This is a genomic window from Anseongella ginsenosidimutans (genome assembly GCF_008033235.1).
Taxonomy (GTDB): Bacteria; Bacteroidota; Bacteroidia; order Sphingobacteriales; family Sphingobacteriaceae; genus Anseongella; species Anseongella ginsenosidimutans.
In genome coordinates this window covers 803,910-822,743 of record NZ_CP042432.1, presented here as the reverse complement: position 1 = coordinate 822,743, position 18,834 = coordinate 803,910, and the positions used below count along the sequence as shown (strand labels likewise).

The 18,834-nt window shown below is 48.8% G+C and carries 15 protein-coding genes; 10 read left to right on the top strand and 5 right to left on the bottom strand.

Translation table 11 applies throughout. The features are described from left to right. Positions 1-11: 11 nt before the first annotated feature. The 3 genes from FRZ59_RS03405 (at position 12) to FRZ59_RS03395 (ending at position 3,765) form a co-directional block, all read left to right on the top strand. The gene (locus FRZ59_RS03405; protein ID WP_225975166.1) at positions 12-980 is read left to right on the top strand and encodes a PorP/SprF family type IX secretion system membrane protein; all 969 of its coding nucleotides are present in this window, start codon (positions 12-14) and stop codon (positions 978-980) included. 11 nt (positions 981-991) lie between these two features. Continuing rightward, positions 992-2,956 (top strand): OmpA family protein, encoded by a 1,965-nt coding sequence (locus FRZ59_RS03400; protein WP_158640514.1) that lies wholly within the window; start codon positions 992-994, stop codon positions 2,954-2,956. A gap of 176 nt (positions 2,957-3,132) precedes the next feature. Further along, positions 3,133-3,765, top strand: coding sequence for a response regulator (locus tag FRZ59_RS03395; protein WP_132130724.1), 633 nt, complete (start codon positions 3,133-3,135; stop codon positions 3,763-3,765). A 13-nt stretch (positions 3,766-3,778) separates the two neighbouring features. Here the strand turns inward: FRZ59_RS03395 and FRZ59_RS03390 are convergent, their stop codons facing one another. Next, positions 3,779-6,829 carry a ligand-binding sensor domain-containing protein gene (locus tag FRZ59_RS03390; protein WP_132130725.1) on the bottom strand — a complete coding sequence of 1,017 codons (3,051 nt, stop codon included), beginning with the start codon at positions 6,827-6,829 and terminating at the stop codon, positions 3,779-3,781. Positions 6,830-7,041: 212 nt separating this feature from the next. Between FRZ59_RS03390 and FRZ59_RS03385 the strand changes: the two genes are divergently transcribed. After that, entirely contained in the window at positions 7,042-7,413 is a 372-nt protein-coding gene (locus tag FRZ59_RS03385; RefSeq protein ID WP_132130726.1) for a hypothetical protein, read from the top strand. A 1-nt stretch (position 7,414) separates the two neighbouring features. Here FRZ59_RS03385 and FRZ59_RS03380 read toward each other — a convergent pair whose 3' ends face one another. Next, positions 7,415-8,209: a TIGR00266 family protein gene (locus tag FRZ59_RS03380; protein WP_132130727.1), complete on the bottom strand. Its 795-nt coding sequence runs from the start codon at positions 8,207-8,209 to the stop codon at positions 7,415-7,417. Positions 8,210-8,260: 51 nt separating this feature from the next. Between FRZ59_RS03380 and FRZ59_RS03375 the strand changes: the two genes are divergently transcribed. Beyond that, complete coding sequence (locus FRZ59_RS03375; protein ID WP_132130728.1) at positions 8,261-8,776, top strand: DUF192 domain-containing protein; 516 nt, start codon at positions 8,261-8,263, stop codon at positions 8,774-8,776. Here the strand turns inward: FRZ59_RS03375 and FRZ59_RS03370 are convergent. After that, complete coding sequence (locus FRZ59_RS03370; protein ID WP_132130729.1) at positions 8,766-10,604, bottom strand: DUF4153 domain-containing protein; 1,839 nt, start codon at positions 10,602-10,604, stop codon at positions 8,766-8,768. The genes FRZ59_RS03375 and FRZ59_RS03370 overlap by 11 nt on opposite strands. A gap of 80 nt (positions 10,605-10,684) precedes the next feature. On the opposite strand from FRZ59_RS03370, the gene FRZ59_RS03365 reads away from it, so the two are divergent. Beyond that, positions 10,685-11,257, top strand: coding sequence for a DUF1016 N-terminal domain-containing protein (locus tag FRZ59_RS03365; protein WP_132130730.1), 573 nt, complete (start codon positions 10,685-10,687; stop codon positions 11,255-11,257). Positions 11,258-11,375: 118 nt separating this feature from the next. On the opposite strand, the gene FRZ59_RS03360 is transcribed toward FRZ59_RS03365, so the two are convergent. Both FRZ59_RS03360 and FRZ59_RS03355 read right to left on the bottom strand, forming a co-directional pair. Beyond that, complete coding sequence (locus FRZ59_RS03360) at positions 11,376-12,068, bottom strand: response regulator transcription factor (RefSeq protein ID WP_132130731.1); 693 nt, start codon at positions 12,066-12,068, stop codon at positions 11,376-11,378. Continuing rightward, positions 12,065-13,948, bottom strand: coding sequence for a sensor histidine kinase (locus FRZ59_RS03355; protein WP_132130732.1), 1,884 nt, complete (start codon positions 13,946-13,948; stop codon positions 12,065-12,067). The genes FRZ59_RS03360 and FRZ59_RS03355 overlap by 4 nt, the downstream gene beginning before the upstream one ends. Positions 13,949-14,472: 524 nt before the next feature. On the opposite strand from FRZ59_RS03355, the gene FRZ59_RS18455 reads away from it, so the two are divergent. From FRZ59_RS18455 to FRZ59_RS03340, 4 genes are all read left to right on the top strand, one after another. After that, positions 14,473-14,802 carry a hypothetical protein gene (locus tag FRZ59_RS18455; RefSeq protein ID WP_132130826.1) on the top strand — a complete coding sequence of 110 codons (330 nt, stop codon included), beginning with the start codon at positions 14,473-14,475 and terminating at the stop codon, positions 14,800-14,802. A 56-nt stretch (positions 14,803-14,858) separates the two neighbouring features. After that, positions 14,859-16,139, top strand: a complete 1,281-nt coding sequence (gene ltrA, locus FRZ59_RS03350; RefSeq protein ID WP_225975245.1) for a group II intron reverse transcriptase/maturase — start codon at positions 14,859-14,861, stop codon at positions 16,137-16,139. Between the two features lie 552 nt (positions 16,140-16,691). Beyond that, entirely contained in the window at positions 16,692-16,991 is a 300-nt protein-coding gene (locus tag FRZ59_RS03345) for a transposase (RefSeq protein ID WP_158640513.1), read from the top strand. 108 nt (positions 16,992-17,099) lie between these two features. Next, positions 17,100-18,740 carry a vitamin K epoxide reductase family protein gene (locus FRZ59_RS03340; RefSeq protein WP_132127295.1) on the top strand — a complete coding sequence of 547 codons (1,641 nt, stop codon included), beginning with the start codon at positions 17,100-17,102 and terminating at the stop codon, positions 18,738-18,740. The last annotated feature ends 94 nt before the right edge of the window (positions 18,741-18,834 follow it).

Sequence of the window (18,834 nt, the reverse complement as noted above, 5' to 3'; positions counted from 1 at the left end):
AATCAATCAAGATGATGAAACGGAATATATTTATAGCATTCTTCCTGTTCCAGGGATTTGCGGCCCTTGCCCAGCAGAGCGCTCAATATAGCCAGTACATGTTTAACGGCATTTATATCAACCCCGCCTACGCAGGCTATAAGGAGCAGCTGCATGTACACGGGTTTTACCGCAACCAATGGACAGGGATCGAGGGAGCGCCCGAAAGCATGTCGCTGGCGGTGGATGCCATCGCGAATGAAGGAAACGTGGGCCTGGCATTCCAGCTTGCGAGCGATAAGCTGGGCGCGCAAAGCAATTTGTCCGCTTATCTTGATTATGCTTACCGGCTCAGGACCAGCGAAGACGGCTCTTCGCGGCTTGCTTTCGGGCTGGGCATCGGGCTGGTGCAGCTGGGGCTGGACGGATCCATGCTGAACCCGAATACTCCTGAACCGGAGCAGCCTACCGGCATGATCCGGAATATTCTTCCCGATGCAAGGGCCGGCGTTTTCTATTCCAACGATCGCTGGTACGCCGGTTTTTCGGTGGAAAACCTGATCTCCGCCCATGTGAAGATGCAGGATCATCAGTATATTCCGAAACCGAAGCACCATTATTACCTTACCGCCGGCGTGCTGCTGCCGGTTTCCCAGCAGGTGCAGTTCAAACCTTCCTTCCTCCTGAAGGATGACAGGGGAGGGCCCACCAGCCTTGATTTGAATACTTTCGTGCTGCTGGCCGAAAGGCTTTGGGTGGGCGCTTCTTACCGGACTGCTGTGGGCCTTTACGATAAAAGCTATCTCCAGGGCGACCTGTATAAAAGCAATTCCATTGTGTTTATGGCGGAAGTTTTCGCTACCCCATCGCTGCATATAGGTTATGCTTATGATTATTCCTTGGAGCCTTTACAGGGTTTAAGCGGGGGCACGCACGAAATATCCCTTGGCTACTACTTTAAACTGAAAGATACCAGAATGTTAAACCCCAGATATTTTTAAGGATGATGAACATGAGAAAGCAATTACTCCCGCTAGTCTTCACCGCCGTCATCCTGGCCTCGTATACGGATGTAAAGGCGCAGTATGTACTTAAAGAGGCTGACGAACATTATGAATTGTTCGATTATACGATGGCCATTGAACTTTATAAAAAGGCGCTGGATAAGAAGGAAACCTTTCATGCTACCGAACGGCTGGCGGAATGTTACCGGCTTACCCGTTCCTATGCCGAAGCGGAGAATTGGTATGCGCAGGTTGTCGCGTTCCCGGAACATGAAGCTGTTCATGTATTTCGTTATGCGGAGTTACTGCAGAATAACCGGAAATATGCCGAAGCGAAGGAGCAGTATGAACGGTATGCGGCTATGCCCGTAGAAACGAACGAAGCCTTATTACAGGCGCGGATTGCTTCCTGCGATTCCGCACTGGTTTGGTTGGATAACCCAGGCCCGGCAGAAGTCACCGCGAAACCGGAATTGAATACGGAATATTCCGACTGGGGCGCCGTTCCCTATAAGGACATGCTGTTGTTTGCTTCTGACAGGGAAGCCGCGGAAGAAGTGGCGGAAACGGTTAGCCGACGGCCTTTTCTCAGGTTTGACAGGGGTAAAAGTCCTAACCGGAAGATATACGGATGGACAGGCCATAAATATTACAGGTTATACCAATCGGCCGGCGGAAGCGTAGAGCGCTTTCCCATCCAGGCGAATACCGATTATCATATCTGCGCCGTGAGCGCGACCGCCGGCGGCGAAGAACTTTTCTTTGCCCTGACCCGCCTTCCCGAAAAGCTGGGGAAAACAAAGCGGGGAGTGCCCAGCACCATTACCATCGAGATTTATTCTGTTAAAAAGGAAGGCGAAAACTGGTCGGACCCCGTTCCTTTCCGATACAATAACGGGCTGAACTGGTCGGTAAGCGACCCTTATATCAGCTCTGACGGGCAAACTCTGTATTTTGTCTCCGACATGGAAGGCGGGCTGGGCGGAACGGATATTTACGTGTGCCGCCGTATGGATGACGGTTCCTGGGGAGAGGCGGAAAACCTGGGTCCGGAGATCAATACCGCCGCCGATGAACGTACCCCGGCCCTTGACCAGGAAGGCAACCTGTATTTTTCTTCGAAAGGGCATGCCGGCATGGGCGGCCTGGATATTTTCCATGCAAGTGCGTCCGGCAATTCTTTTGCTTCGCCCCGGAACATGGGATACCCGGTCAATTCTTCTCACGATGACCTTACCTTCCGTTACTTTACCGAGGAAACCGGTTACCTCACATCCGATCGCAGGGAGGGCCGCGGAGATGATGATATCTACTACTTCACGATAAAAAAAGTGCTTCATTTTGCCCTGGAAGGCCAGGTTCTCACGCTTAGGACTAAAGAACCGCTGGCCGGCGCCAAAGTGATCCTTACCAACCTGGATACCCGGGAAGAGTTCACTACCCGGACGGACGCCGACGGTAACTATCGCTTTGAGCTGGCGCCGGATGCCCGGTACAGGGTACGGGCGGAAATGGATGAATACCAGTTACACAAGGCGGAAGATGCCTTCACGGCCGGCCTTGAAGCCTCAACAACGCTGGAGCGGGACCTGTTCCTGGAGTCATTGTACCCCGGGCAAACCTTTGTCCTGGAGAATATCTACTACGACTTTGATAAATCCAATATACGGGAGGATGCCGCCCTTGAACTGGATAAGCTGGTAGCCCTGCTGAAGGAATACCCGACCATTTCCATTGAACTCAGCTCCCATACCGATTCGAGGGGAAGCGATTCCTATAATATGGCCTTGTCCCAGAGAAGGGCTGAATCGGCTGTTGCTTACCTGGTTGAAAAGGGCATAGCCGCCGAACGGTTAGAAGCCCGGGGCTACGGCGAAACCCGCCTGGTCAACAAATGTTCAAATGGCGTTGCTTGTTCTGTGGAGGCGCACCAGCTAAACCGGAGAACCGAATTCACCATTCTGAAGAAATAGCCAAACGACAGATCCTGGCCTCAACGGGTCATGACGGTAAAGAGCTGCTCCTTAAAAGAGTGGTTCTTTACGTTTTACGAATTAAATTTAATGACGTATATGTCATTAATCCGTGCGATCATATTAGTATGTTTGCTTTTGCACCAATGCACCTCTTATGGATACTATAAAAAGACATGAAAGTATTGATCGCAGACGACCATGGGATCATCCGGCTCGGAGTTAGCCAGATCATCAAAGAAATCGACCCCGGAAGCACCATACATGAGGCTGAAGATTTCGATGAAACGATCCGTTTATTAAATGCACATATAATTGACCTGCTCATCCTGGATATTAATATCCCCGGAGGTAATAATTTCCAGATGATCAGCACTGTTAAGTCAAAACAGCCCGATATAAAGGTCCTGGTTTTTTCTGCCTTCAGCGAAGAATTGTATGCCACCAGGTATTTTAAAGCCGGCGCGGACGGCTACCTGCAGAAGGATACATCTCCCGTGGAAGTTAAGAGCGCGGTAAACACGATCCTTTCCGGAAAACATTATATGAGTCAGAATATAAGGGAATATTTCCTGCAGGGAATGATCAGGAAGGAAGTGAATATGAACAACCCGCTGGCGGAACTCTCAGACCGGGAAACGGAAGTAGCCAGGATGCTCGTCATGGGTATCAGCCAGACGGCGATCGCTGAGAAGCTGAATCTTCATACTTCTACCGTGGGTACGCATAAATACCGGATATTTGAAAAACTTGCCGTTTCCAATATCGCGGAGCTGATAGAAAAGTACAGGATCTATGATTATTCCTGACCGGCAGGGCTGCTTATAGTGTGAGTTCAATCCGGGTTCCCTGTTCTCTTTTTGCAATAAACAGCTTTCCGTCTATCATGTCCAGCAGTTCAATGACGATGGTCAGCCCAAGCCCTTTATGCGACAGGTCGGTTTCAGGTTCCGCGTTCATTGCTTTAAAGTTATTGCACCAATCCATCATTTCGGAGGATATGCCCTTGCCCGTGTCTTCAAGGATGATCTTCAGCTGTCCGTTGGTTTGCACACTTGAAAAGCGGATTTGTCCCGAACGGGTGAATTTAATGGCGTTATCCAACAGGTTGTGAATGACAATACCCAGCAGCTGCCCGTTGGTGCGAAGGGAAATTGAACAGTCTACATCATTATGGATCTTGTTTCCCTTTGATTCGGCCATTTCCGAAAAAATATCGATCTTTTCGTTGATGAGGCCGCGCAGGTTGACCGGGCCGTTGTTCAGCCTGGCGCCGGCCATGTTCACCTTCATATAACGGACCAGGTTTTCCGTAAAGTGAAAAACCCGGGATGAAGACCTGTAGATCCTCTCCAAATCATCTTCCACGTTTCCATCGCGGGCAGGGAAGTTTTCATGTAAGGCTTTGGCAGCCATGACAAGATATTGGAGCGGGCTTTTAATGTCATGCGTAATCGCGGCGAGCAGCCGCTGCTGCATATAATTCTGCTGCCGGAGTTTGTCCTTCGAGGCTTGTTCGGCAAAAATAGTTTCTTTTAATTTCAGGGTGCGTTCGGCAATCCGCCTTTCAAGTTCCTCATTCTGCCGTTTGATATTGTTCAGGCGAAAACGGATATAGAGCAGTACAAGTAAGAAAGCGCCAAGGACTACCAGTAATTTGAACCACCAGGTTTCGTAAAACACAGGAGGAATAATTATTACCAGCTGTTTCTCTGTGTAGCCGGCGGCATCAAATCCTTTTTGTTTTCGAATTGTCAGCCTGTAAGTGCCGGATGGCATTGAGGAGAAGGAGATCATATTGCCGCTTTCGACGTCCAGCCAGTCATTGGAGCCGGAAGGGCCTTTCAATTGGTATTTAAATGAAAGATTATAGGGGTTTCCGAAATAGGGCGTAGTAAAGAATATTTGCATCCTGTTGAAATGCGATTTTAGATTTAACGTATCTTCCGCGGCCCTGACAATACTGTCTATTTCAATTTTTGTAATATAAATATCATTCAGCGGAAGCTCTGCCCGGACATCCCCCGGCCTGAACCATACCATTCCGTTAAGGGAGGGAAAGGAGAAATAGCCGTTCTCAAGGGCTAATCCACAGGGTTGGCACCCGCCGTTGAACTCGTTGGTGTTGAAGCCAGCCTCTTTGCCGTAGTAGACATAAAATACCTTATCCGACTTTCCATCAGCAAAGTCCACCAAATCTTTTTTTGTTGTCTGGAACAGGCCGCGGTTGGTGGTTATCCAAAAATACCCCTGCTCATCCTCCAATATACAGTGCGAACTTGCCAGGTAGCCATGTTTATCAAGGGGGAAATTAGTGAGCTTTCCGTCTCTGTAAAGATATATGCCGCTTTCGGCGGTAGTAAGCCAGAGCTGATCCGGTTCCGGGAGATAGATACTCCTGATATATTTTGATTCGAGCCCCCCGACAGAATCCAGCTTCATTTCAGGAAGAAGCAGCCTGTACAATCCTGATTTGGTACCCACCCATAAATTGCCGTCAGCATCCTCTTTCATATAGGTGATTTCACTGCTGACCGGAAGAATATGCCGCACTTCCTTTTCCAATGTATCTAAATAATAAAGACCGTTGCTGACGGTTCCAATCCAAATGCCGCCGTTCCGGTCTCTGTACAGTTGAGCGGTATAATCAGGCAGAATAAACTTCTTTAACAGCCGGCCATCGGGTGATAATTTCGAAACCTGATACAGTTTTTTTCGCCAGATATTACCCGCGGGGTCAGTTATAATACTGTGACTGTCGCCGTGACGGGCAACCAGGGGCAGGTATCCCGCGAAACCTTCCAAACCAAAAATAGTCCCTTTGTCCGTCAATACTTTGTTTTCAGGATAAGCTGTCTGGGCATAAAAGGCAGCGCCGCCGGGACCGTCTTTCCCCGCAGTAAGAGTAAGGAAGCCTCTTCGTTTTATCACAAATAAGCCTTTTGTCTGGCTGCCCAGGAAAAGCCGCTCGTTTTTCCTGTCATAGTGAACCGAATACACGTTATTTAGGTTGAAATCAAAATCCGGAAGGATCAACCGGGTATGCAGCCGCCCTCCGGACCGTTCTTCCAGAAGGTAAAGGCATTTGTTCAGGTAAAGGAATACATCGCCGGATACCACATTCCAATACAGCGCCGCCTGCTTTTCACGATAAGCAGCATTGTAAATGATATCGCCTTCAAGCGGAGAGGTTAGCAAGGTATCCCGACGTATGACCGTTATCGCGGCGTCATTATCCAGGTAATATAGTTGCTCGCCGATCGTAAAAAAATGCAGGTAGTTCTCGTTTTGAAAGGGAACATGCCATTGTTCCTGCCCCTTCTCATAATACCGTACAGTATCGGCATCCGCTAAGAAGTATCGATGAGGGCCCAGCGGAAGCTGGTAGTGTATGTTTTTTGTGATAAATTCAGCATACATATTCGGCATCCCAATTGAACGGTAGGCGATAACGGAGTCACCCGGCCTGATAGCAAAAGATGAGTAGCTTTTATTAATCTTCGGAAGCAGCGATACTTTTGACTCTGCGATGCGAATAAGCCGGTAGTCTTCAGCAACGGCATACAAGTTCCCGCTTTTCAGCCCGCGGATCATTTCCCGGATCCTGTTGGATTTAACCGGTAGCTGTTTGCTCGTATAAATATTAAAATCCCTTCCGTCAAAACGTACCAGCCCCCCTTCTGTAGCCATCCAGATAAAGCCATTTGCATCCTGCGCAATGGATTTTACACTGTTCTGCGGCAATCCATTTTCACTGGTAAAATGCTGAATATAAAAGGAACTGCTATCGGGACCGGGTGCCGAGCTTACTGTCCGCGTGAGCAGTACGAGCGTAAAAAGAATACAATGCGTAATCGTAAAAAATTTTGTCATAGTGGAAAATAAGAGTGTTTAAAATTATCACATTGCTAAACATAAACCTAATGTTCGGTTGGCTTTGATTTTATAAGTTTTCCATGTAGTAATTTTACTATAAACCTTTTCAATTATTTCTATAGCGAATTCCAAACTTTACTATACTGTGAACGAATTGTTATTCAGAAATTTAGATGACCAGAATAGATTAACTAAACGGAACATATGCAATGAAGGAAATTCTACTTAACTTATTTCAAATTTTTAACAGCTCGGCCGGCCAGGCCTTAAATAAAACGGCAGAGGCCCTGGCCGGACCGGAATGGCTGAACGAGAAAAAGCACCAGCTATTCCTGAACCCGGAAGAGATCTTTTTTAGCGAAGAGTGGATAAAGTTGATGGATGGCGATTCGGAAACCTATATAGACTGGGAGGAAATAGCTTTTTTCTATTATCCCTTTGTAGGAGTTAATATAAAGCTTCCGGGCTTTAAGGAATCACGGTATTTTACGCTGATCGTTCAGGAAGATAAAGAAAACGATCCGATCTTAAACGATTTTATTGACCGTTTAAGAGAACAAAAGGAAATTTGCCGGCTCTAAGCTACCTGCCATCAAGCAGGTTACCCAGGCTGCCCAATACGCCTCCTTCTTCTTTCCGGCCCCATCCGCTCTTGGCATATTCCAGGACGCGGTTGGCCAGGCGGCTGATAGGCAGCGATTGTATCCATACGCGGCCTGGTCCGCGCAGCGTGGCGAAAAACAAGCCTTCCCCGCCAAAAATGGTATTCCTGACGCCTCCCACGAACTGGATATCAAAATCGACGGAAGGGGTATAGGCGACGACGCAGCCGGTATCCACTTTAAGCACTTCGCCCGCCTGCAGGTCCTTTTCAAACACGTAGCCGCCTGAATGTACAAAGGCAATGCCGTCCCCTTCCACTTTCTGCATGATAAATCCTTCCCCGCCGAACAGGCCGGAACCCAGTTTCCGCTGGAATTCAATGCCCACCGAAATGCCGCGGGCAGCACATAGAAAGGCATCTTTCTGGCAGATTATTTTGCCGCCGAGTACCGCAAGGTCAAGGGGGATGATCTTACCGGAATAAGGCGCGGCGAAGGAGACTCTTTTCTTTCCCTGCCCTGCATTGGTGAAAACGGTCATGAACAGACTCTCTCCCGTCAAAATACGTTTCCCGGCAGAGAATAGTTTTCCCAGGAAGCCGTTCTGCTGCTGCCCTGAACCATCGCCGAAAATAGTTTGCATCTGGACGCCGTCCTCCATCATCAGGAAGCTGCCGGATTCGGCGATCACGCTTTCCTGCGGGTCGAGTTCGATTTCCACCAGCTGCATTTCTTCGCCGTGAATGTAATAGTCTATTTGGTGACTGGATTGCATAATGGTCTGATTATTGAATGAAAATACTAAATTAGCATTAAACTTTTTGAAATGAGTAACGCCCGGCGTAATGTCCGTATTTTTGTTGGCCTCTTCTTGCTGGCCGCCGTTTCCACAGGGGTCTATTACCTGTACTTATACAAACCCGAAAAAAAAGCGGGAATCCTCCTGGAACACACCGGTAATTCATTCAAAAAGGAGGGGGAGCTTACCTTTATTGATGGCGAAACCGGTGAAAAGGTCATCACCATTGACATTGAAAAGGCGGAAACCCCTGAAGAACACGAAATAGGTTTGATGTACCGCCGGGATATGCAGGAGAGCCAGGGAATGCTGTTCATCGGCAAGCAGGAAGAAGAAAAGGGCTTCTGGATGAAAAATACCTATATAGCCCTGGATATTATTTACGTCAACGCCGAAAAGGAAATAGTGTCTATCGGAAAGTATGCCAAACCGCAATCTACGGAAAGCATTCCATCCGGCGCGCCCGCGCAGTATGTAGTAGAAGTGGTAGCGGGCTTCAGCGATAAATACGGGATCGGCAAAGGCGACAAGATCAGTTTTTAAACTTCAGCAGGTACCCCGTTTGAATATTCAGTGAAGAGGTGGTATCGATCACACCTTGTTCATTTACATGGCCTGAGACGCTCAGCAGGTACAGCCGTACTTTATACCGGTCCGTTTCCTTTTCCAGTGAGGCTTCTTCCGGGTTGATGCTTGATGCACCCCTTTGTGTCTTTATATATTCCTGTAACAGCGTATTTATCAGGGGTTCCAGGTCAAAACGAAGGGTGTCAACCTTGTCAATAACCAGGGCAGCTGACATTTCTTTCGGGAGCAGCTCCTCTGTGATCGAATGATCGCCCGCATGGAATTCATCCCTTCTTCCGGGAAGCTCTTTGTTCAGCTGGAAATCAAAACCGGTTATTGGAATCGCCGTATCGCTTTTTAAAGAAACGTTGAAAAAACGGATTCCGTCAAGCCCGGGAAAGGTATCCCACCGGTAAGCGGGGGCGACCTGGAGGCTTTTGAGCAGATTGTCGGTAAAATTATAGGCGTAAAGTTCCAGCTTTTCTTCCGAAAGGCCGGTAAAATGCCCCCTGAAAGGCTCTAAGCCATGCATCTGGTAAAGGTAGGTAACAATAGAAGTGATTTCCTTCCGGTCCTCTTCGGAAGGTTGTTTCTGCGCCGGGACTACGCGTACAGTATCGCTAGTGCCGGATTCGCCGGTTTCCAGCATATTATTCCGTTCAAAAACGGCAAACAGCCGCTGCATTTGGCTATCTGCGGAAACAGGAAAGGCCAGCGTAAGGGTGAACAGGATAAAAATAATGAGCGAAGCAGGGATCATCTTAATATTATCCCTTCGCCCCGACAGAAAATAGACTGCCGTAAATAAAAGCCAGACCCCGGTAATCAATACAATGAACCGTTCTTCCGTGAAACCATATTCGGATATCCGCTTGCCAATTGCCAGGAAAAGCAAGCCTACCAGGGGCAGCAGGATCCAGTGAAAAGTTTTCCCGTACCAGGTGATCCATTTGTTTTCCGAGGAATTTCGTACCGGGAATACGAGCAGGAGCGAGAGTACCCCGAAAACGGCGAAGGCGATGATCAGGTTGGATACCCAGCCTCGTGGCAGGTCCCATTGCACAATGATCTTGAGTTCATAAGCCAGCAGGATCAGCACATAAATGCTCACCAGGGGAATCAGCACGTACTGGGTAAATACCTTTAAGGCTTTCGGATAAGCTTCTTCCGTTTTCTTTTCCAGTGGCTGAACCGGTACTCCTGCCAGGAACATGAGGGTGTTGAACAGCCCTGCGATCACCATCCATAACCGGAAATACACTTCCCCTTCTATCGTAACCCCAAACAATTCGTCCAGGGCCAGCAGCGCTATTGAGAGGCCGGCGAAAAGTACGGCGGAATATAAGACGGCCGTAAGAAAACGAAGGAACAGCGTTTTATTATAAAACCAGAAACTGCCGATATTTCCGCGCTCCCAAAAGGGCGCCACGGATACAAGGACATGCCCCGCTGCAGCAAACAGGAAGAACCTGTAAATATCCTCATCACGTAAAATGGCGGGAAGCCTGAAAAAATAAAATACAGCCAACCCCAGAACAAGCGCCCGCAGCAGCCAGGTCACGATCGCCTTTGTCCGCAGGGACGTCGCAAAGGTGCTGGCAGAAAGACTAAACACCAATCCAAGGTTACCGCACATGATCACCCGTATCCAGGCCGTATCAGTATGTTCATGACCCGGCAGCGTAGATTGAATTGCCGCACAGGTTCCCGCCAGGGCAAATACCAGCTCCAAAGGGAAACGCCTGAGTACCGCCATAAAATCATCCAGCAGTGATTCCAGGGAAGGAAAGTAGATTTTAGCCATACCTTAAACATACATAAAAAAGCGGATTTTTTAGTCCTTGCCGCACGTCTATACAATCTATTTACGCTAATATTCGCTCAATGAAACTAGTTGAAAACGGCGGAGAATACCAATCGCTCAAAAAACGGATAGATGAGCTATTGCAAAAAGGGCGTGAACAGGCTGGCCGCGCCGTCAATACCATTCTCGTGCATACCTACTGGCATATCGGGAGGCACATTGTAGAGTTTGAACAAGGCGGAAAGCAGAAATCAGATTATGGCCGCGAATTGCTCGATAAACTTTCGCGCGATTTGACTCTGGCATATGGAAAAGGCTTTAGTCGATCCAATCTGGTATATATGCGCAAGTTTTTTCGCTCGTTCCCAAAAAGTGAGACACTGTCTCACCAATTGCGCTGGAGCCATTATTTTGAGATACTCAAGGCAGACAACGACCTGGAAATCAGCTTTTATATCAAGCAATGTGAAAAGGAACGATGGAGTGTCCGCGAACTAAAGCGCCAGATGAAAAGCATGCTGTTTCACCGATTGGCGCTAAGCAAAGATAAACCAGGCGTTTTGGCAATCGCCAATAAAGGAGTAGATATTCAAAAGCCGGAAGACATTATCAAAGACCCTTATGTTTTTGAATTTCTGGGCATACAGCAGTAGCATCAATACCTGGAAGGCGAGATAGAAGAAAAGCTGATCGGGAACCTGGAGAAGTAAGAAGTTATTGGCTGACGAACTTGAAAAGCTTTTAAGTTAGGTGAATAGCCGGCCGGCCGGGTTAGCAGACCAGCCGGTAGCCTTTGCCGTGGACGTTCAGGATTTCCACATTCGGGTCGTCTTTCAGGTATTTCCGGAGCTTGCTCAGGAAGACGTCCATGCTTCTGCCGGTGAAGTAATTGTCGTTGTTCCAGATGGTTAGCAGGGCTTCTTCCCGGGCCAGCAACTGACCGGCATGCAGGCAAAGCAGGCGCAGCAATTCGGCTTCCTTTCCGGACATTTTCTGTTCTTTTCCGTTGATCCGCAGGACCTGACTGGGGTAGTCAAATTCATATTTCCCAATCCGGAATATCGTGGTTTCCTGATTTTGTTCCGGGGTATCCTGCCGGGTCCGTTTCAGGAGCGCTTTAATTCGCAGGAGTAATTCTTCGATCCGGAAAGGCTTGGTAATGTAGTCGTCGCCGCCGAGGCTGAATCCTTCGGTCTTGTCTTCCATCATGGATTTGGCGGTGGCGAATATGATGGGGATGCCGGCGTTTACTTGCCGGATCTCGCGCCCTACTGCGAAACCGTCTTTTTTTGGCATCATTACATCCAGTATGCAAAGGTCAAAAGACTGGCTGTGAAAAGCCCTGATGGCTTCTTCCCCGTCAGTACACAGCGTTACTTCATAATTTCCCTTCAGTTTCAGGTATTCTTCCAGGAGGGTACCAAGGTTGGGGTCGTCTTCTACGAGGAGTATTTTGGGGCTCATGATCTTGCTAAAGGAAACGTAATTTCGAATTCACTACCCTTGTTCAATTCGCTCCGCACTTTAATTTCTCCATCGAGCAGTTTCACGATCGAATTTACGTAACTTAATCCAAGTCCGAAACCTTTTACATCATGTAAATTACCTGACTGGGCCCGGTAAAATTTTTCAAATATCTTTTTTCGCTGTTCCTTGCTCATTCCTATGCCCTGGTCAGCCACGGTTATTTTTAACTGTTCGTCCTGGTTCTCCGTGCGAATAATCACGCCGGGTTCCCCCGCAGAATATTTTATCGCGTTTTCAACCAGGTTGTAAATGACGTTGGAAAGATGCAGTTCATCCCCGATGATGCAATCCTCCTCTGCCTCCAGGTTGAGTTCCACATTCGCTTTTTTCTTTTGCAGCTGCAGGTCCATGCTGTCAACCACTGCATTGACCAGTTCGTTCATCGTTACTTCGTTCCTTTCCACACGAAAATCACTTTTCTCAAGGCGTGCCATATTCAGCACGCGTTCCACATAGCTTCCCAGGCGAAGGTTCTCGTCATAAATGATACCCGCGTACCTCAGTACCTGGTCCTTGTTGGCGCTCATGTCCTCGTCTTTGAGCGCTTCGCTGGCGAGCATGATCGTTGACACCGGGGTTTTGAACTCATGCGTCATATTATTGATGAAATCGCTTTTCATCCGGGAAAGTTTTTTCTGACGCAGCATGGAATAAATGGTGAGGGCAAAACAAACGATGATCACCAGTATCAGCGCGCCCGAAGAGCCCGTGAGTACGTTCATCTTCCGGATCAGGTAACGGTCCTTATTCGGGATCTTCAGTATCAGCTCGCCGGAAGTGCCTTTTACGACATCCTGGGGAAAGAGCGCCGCTTTGTACACTTCCGGATCATTTCCCCCGGTTTGATGGCTGGCGAACAGGAGCGAATCGTTTCCCGCCGTGCGGATCTCAATATTGTAAGCAAGGGTAATGCCCTGGCTTTGCAGTTCGTTTCTAAGTAGTGAATCGATCAGTTTGGGATTGATCCTTTCCTCCAGGGGCAAATGCATACTTTGCATTTCGGCGGCCAGTTCCTCGAATACCTTTACCCGCTGTTCGAAGTTTTCCAGGGAATCTATGAACTTTTTCCATTCCAGTTCCAGGTTTCCGGGCGAGGCAAAGTTCTGCTGCTGCCTGGAAGCGGCGGCCATTTGCTGCTGGATCTTTTGCAGTTCTTCCGAGGTAATGGGTTGTACCTGCCCGCCGGCCATGATCTGTAAAAAGCGAATGTCCTCCGCGGCCTTTCTGTCTGCCAAAGAGCTGTTGGTTAGCTGTTTCTCTACAATTTCCCGGTGTTCAAGCACCTTTTTCCGCAGTTCCCCCGGCGTAATGCCGAACGGCGGGCTTTCCTTGTAGTACATCTGGCCATCCCGGTAAGCGATTTGCGTACTTACCGTGGTTTCCAGGAACTGTATGAATTCCGGCAGGGACAGTATTTTTAAACCATACAGGTTAAAGGAAATTTCTGTGCTGAAATTACCCCCGGGATCACGGCGGGAGATAATGTTTACCCCTTTGAAGGGCTGAACCGTCACGATGGCCGGCACCCCGGATTCGCGGGACGCCCTGTTGCCGGAAGCACCTGTCATGAAAAATTCTTTATCAAAGCGCGGAAACTCCGGAAGTTCAAAGGGAGCGATCTTATCTTTCATAAACCGCGCCGCGTCCGCTTTTTCAATTTTCGTGGAAACATTGTTCAGCGCGGTGACTACACTTTGGTCAAAGAGCCGGGCGTTCAGCTTATAAGATTCGGAAATATAATAAGCTTGCATGCCAATCAATCCCAGCAACGCAACGCTCATCATAAGCACGATCAGTAACAATCCCTTTTTCGCCATATACAAAGATAACAGATGCAAGGAGGCGGGAGAGGAGCTTTAACACTTTTTAACACTTCTTAACAAGGCATTAACATATTCCCCGTACGCGAAGCCTTACCTTTGAATTGTCATCAGAAAGAAACAAGCGGTGCAACCAGGTGACTGATTAGCCCGTCTTAAATAGTGAAGTGGAATTGTGTGGTTGAAAGACCGTTTTGGTTTAGGTTAGAGATGTCTTCCGCCGCCCGGCGGAAGACAAATCATTATCGATTTCTGTTTTCATAAGCAAAGGGGAAAAGGTGAGCCGAAAGGCTCCCTTTTTTTTTGGTGTGCCCGGCAGGGCACAGCCTCTCGGAGGTGAAAGTCCTCTACAGGCCCGGTAAGGGGAACTGTTAGCCGAGCGGCAAGGGTGTCCATCGCGAGGTGGAATCTGAAGGAAGCCGAAGGCAAAGCGCTGGCCTGACGAACAGGAATCGCATATAAGGCATACATGCCGGACAAGGAGGCCATCATCTCTAAAGTCCTGTACTTATCCGGAAGGCATGGATGTAGATGCGGCAGGTATAAGCGTGAAGGAGCTGTGCATTACCCGGGGAGACCTGATCGGAAAGTTAGCGGAGGGGACGTGCGGTATCCCTGTAAGGAACAACCCGGATGAAGACATCCGGCTGAGCGATCAGGAGTCAGCAGAGGCCATAGTAGTTCTACTATCCGGAACGAAGGGCCGAACCAATGATTACGGGAAGGAGCTATCATGTTACAGAAGCAAGAAGCAGAAGCGAATGGTGGAAGCCATTTGGCCAGGGGTGAAGGACGACTACCGGAAGTGGTCGGGAAAGCACCTGGTGCGGATACTTCTATACCCGCGGTAGAAAATCCGACCCCAGTAAAGAAGTATCTGATAGAGGAAATTGTTAGTAAGGAGAACATGGAGCTTGCCTACCGAAAGGTAGTGGGCAACAAAGGCTCGGCGGGGATAGACGGGATGGAAGTCAGCCAGCTGCGGCCGTATCTCCAAACACACTGGCAACGAATCAAAGAAGAGTTGGAAGGGGGCATCTACTGCCCCCAGCCGGTAAAGAAGGTAACCATACCGAAGCCGGGAGGAGGCCAGCGAATGCTGGGTATCCCCACGGTCACCGACCGGCTGATCCAACAAGCTATCCAGCAAGTATTGAGTCCGATCTGGGAACCCACGTTCTCAGATCAGAGCTACGGTTTCCGTGCAGGGCGCAGGGCATCATCCGCAGTTGAACAAGCAAAGACTTATCAGGAGCAGGGCTACAAATACGTAGTGGATATGGACTTGTCAAACTTTTTTGACGAGGTCAACCACCGAAGACTGATGAGCCGGATTATGGAAAAGACCCGGGGAGAATGGCAGCTGCACCGCCTGATAGACCGTTGCCTGAAAGCAGGTATAATGGAGGGCGGGGTGCTGGAACCACGCAGTAAAGGCACTCCTCAAGGGTCACCGCTATCGCCGCTGTTGTCCAATATCGTATTAGACGAACTGGACAAAGAGTTGGAGAAGCGGGGCCATAAGTTTGTCCGATATGCTGATGACTGCAACGTGTACGTGAAAACCAGGCAATCCGGGGAACGGGTATATGCCTCATTAACACGCTTTTTGGAAGGGAAGATGCGGCTGAAAGTGAACAAGGAAAAGAGCAAGGCAGATCGTCTGGGAAAACGAAAATTCCTGGGCTTCAGCTTCTACTGGAAGAAAGGCGGGGTGGGGATCCGGGTATCCCCCGAGAGCCTGAGACGTCTCCGGCAGGAACTCAAGAGGCTATTCAGGCAAGGTAGAGGGAGAAACATAGGAAGGTTTATCACTGAACAGCTCAACCCTCATCTCAGGGGCTGGCTGAATTATTACCGTATAGCGGACATGAAAGGGATTGCGGAGGAGCTGGATGAATGGATCCGCAGGCGGTTACGACTGATCAAGTGGCGGCAATGGAAACGAAGGTGGACAAGACGCCTGCGTCTGATGGCCGCAGGGCTGTCGGAGGAGCGAGCTGTTCAGTCTTCGTTCAACGACCGCGGCCCATGGTGGAATTCCGGGGCCAGCCACATGAATCAAGCCTTTCCTAAGAAGTATTTCCGACACCTTGGCTTAGAAAGCCTGCTGGACAGATATTTGATTTACAAGAAAACAGTAGGCACTGGAACCGCCGGATACGGAACCGTACGTCCGGTGGTGTGAGAGGACGGCGAAATCTAACAATTTCGCCTCCTACTCAATCCCCGCCCGCGAAGGTGCAACCCTCCCGGAGATGAAGTCCTCTACAGGCCCGGTAAGGGGAACTGTTAGCCGAGCGGCAAGGGTGTCCATCGCGAGGTGGAATCTGAAGGAAGCCGAAGGCAAAGCGCTGGCCTGACGAACAGGAATCGCATAGGAGGCATACAAGCCGGACAAGGAGGCATTTATCAATCCCGATGGTGACTTTACCCATCTTCCGATTGGGGCCCTTTGCTCCGGATTTTTTGAGACCCTTATGCCGGAATGACACACCGGCTCCGAACTTCTTCGCCGGATTCCACTCATAGTTTATACCTAAAACAGTGGGACCCTTTACTCCGGTTTACTGGGACCCTTTACTCCGGAATACACAAATAAATAGTCCTGTTTATTCAAACAGTCATTTATCCCTGTTTGCGGAAAAATAATTTGCAATATATTTACAGGTAATCAAAGTACATTAATTCAAGAAAGACCAAATAAGCCTAAGAGATGGGTAACAACTTACAGATACCAATGAAAACGTTACCACTTTTTCATCAGAGACGGATTAGCTTTCTGCAACTGGCCGGACATAGTAAATATAGTGAATTGCGGTATCGCCAGCAATTCAAAAAACGGTTTGACTTTCTGCGTTTCAACAAAACCCTGGTAGATGAGCATAGCGGCGGAAACTATGTCATTGCCATTGATCCCAGTTTTGTAGCCAAGTCCGGCAAACAAACCCCGGGCGTAGGCTACTTCTGGTCCGGGCAGGCCGGACAGGCCAAGCGCGGCCTGAAAATACTGGGTATTACATTTGATTGTAACCAATAATAGAACCATGAAAGAATGCTCACTTATTATTCTCAGCATATTTTTTAGCCTTTGTTTAATGACCTTGCCTACTTCTATATATAGCCTTAAAATCGAAAAACCGCACCGATGATTCCATTTATCGACAGACTATTATACCCTACGTCCAACGTCAATCATGTTGCCTGGTATTATGCACGGTTGTTAGGCTTAAAGGTCACTCGTGAGTCGCTGCGAGAAACACTGGAAGGGCACCCGGATTATCCGAGCATGTTGGCCCTGAGCGATGCATTCGGATCGTTCGGTGTCGGAACCACCGCCGTACGGATAAGCAAGGGTCAATTGGCTGGATTGGAGCAACCATATATTACGCAAATCAAACTAGATAAGGGTTCTTCTCCCTTAGACTTTACAGTGGTCCGACTGGATAGTACACGAGGGATATCGTATCTGCACCCCGTAAGAAATAAATGGATTACTTGTACAATCGATGAATTTGCGAGTATGGCTGGTAACGTAGTATTTATTGCCGAGGTGAAAGAGAATGCCGGCGAAATGGACTACCAGAAGAAGCAAAAAGCTGTACATAGTGCGTCCATTCTTCGAACAGTTATAATGGCTATTGTTCCAATTTTGGTACTAGCCGCCATTGCTCTAGGATTGTTTAGATATGGGGTGGATGCTGTTTTCCCTGGAATATACCTGTTGCTGGCCGCCATTGGATCTTTCGTAGGGCTGCTACTTTTGTGGCACGAGGTAGACCGGCACAATCCTGCACTGAAGCAGGCCTGCTCCGACATAAAAAATGTCAACTGCGGGGCCGTTCTCGGCTCTAGCGCTGCCAGGTTGCTCGGCCTCAGCTGGTCACACATTGGATTCGCTTACTTCGCCGGCATCGTGATCGTACTGCTTATTTCGGGGCTGGGTAATCTATCCCTTTTGCAGCTACTTTCCTGGCTGGGTTTACCAGCCGTCGGCTACACAGTGTTCTCATTGTATTACCAATGGCGGGTAGCCAAACAATGGTGTACGCTTTGCCTGGTGGTACAGTGCATACTCGTACTCCAAGCGGCAGTTATTCTTACGGCCGGTTGGGCATTCACGCCTGCTGATGGATTTCCCGATTACGAGGCACTTGCTTTGTGTACTTCATCTATCCTTCCATTTATCGGCGTCACGTTGGCTGTACCGACATTACAGCAGGCCAAAAAAGGAATGACCCTGAGACATCAGCTGCAACGCCTGAAGCACAATTCGCAGATATTCTCAGCGCTTCTTGACAAACAAAAAGCAGCCGTGGGCAGTGAGGGGCTGGGCATCTCGCTGGGTAATCCACGCGCCAAACATCGAATCATCAAGGTGTGCAACCCCTATTGCAGCCCCTGCGCCAAAGCGCATCCGGTCATCGAGAAAATCTTGGACAGCAATTCTGAGGTGCAGGTACAGATTATTTTCACCGCTACCTGCGATGATAAAGACAAGAGAGCCGCGCCCGTTCGCCATCTGCTGGCCATATCGAGCCAGGGCGACAAGCAGCAGTTGAAACAGGCATTGGACGATTGGTACCTAGCGAAAAAAAAGGACTACTTCACGTTTGCGGCCAACTACCCGATGAACAGCGAGCTGCAGCAACAGGGACACAAAATAGAAGCCATGCGGAAATGGTGCGAGCAGATGGATATCCGGTTCACCCCCACTTTTTTTGTGGACGGCCACCAGCTACCGGAAATGTATTCGGTTGAGGATTTGAACTATTTCCTGAAAAGTTGATTTAAGGAACTGAAATGAGAAATAGGTGATGAAAATCTTTAAAAAAGGAGAATTATAAGAAACAGACGTGTAAAAAAGCCACGGCAGTCCGAGG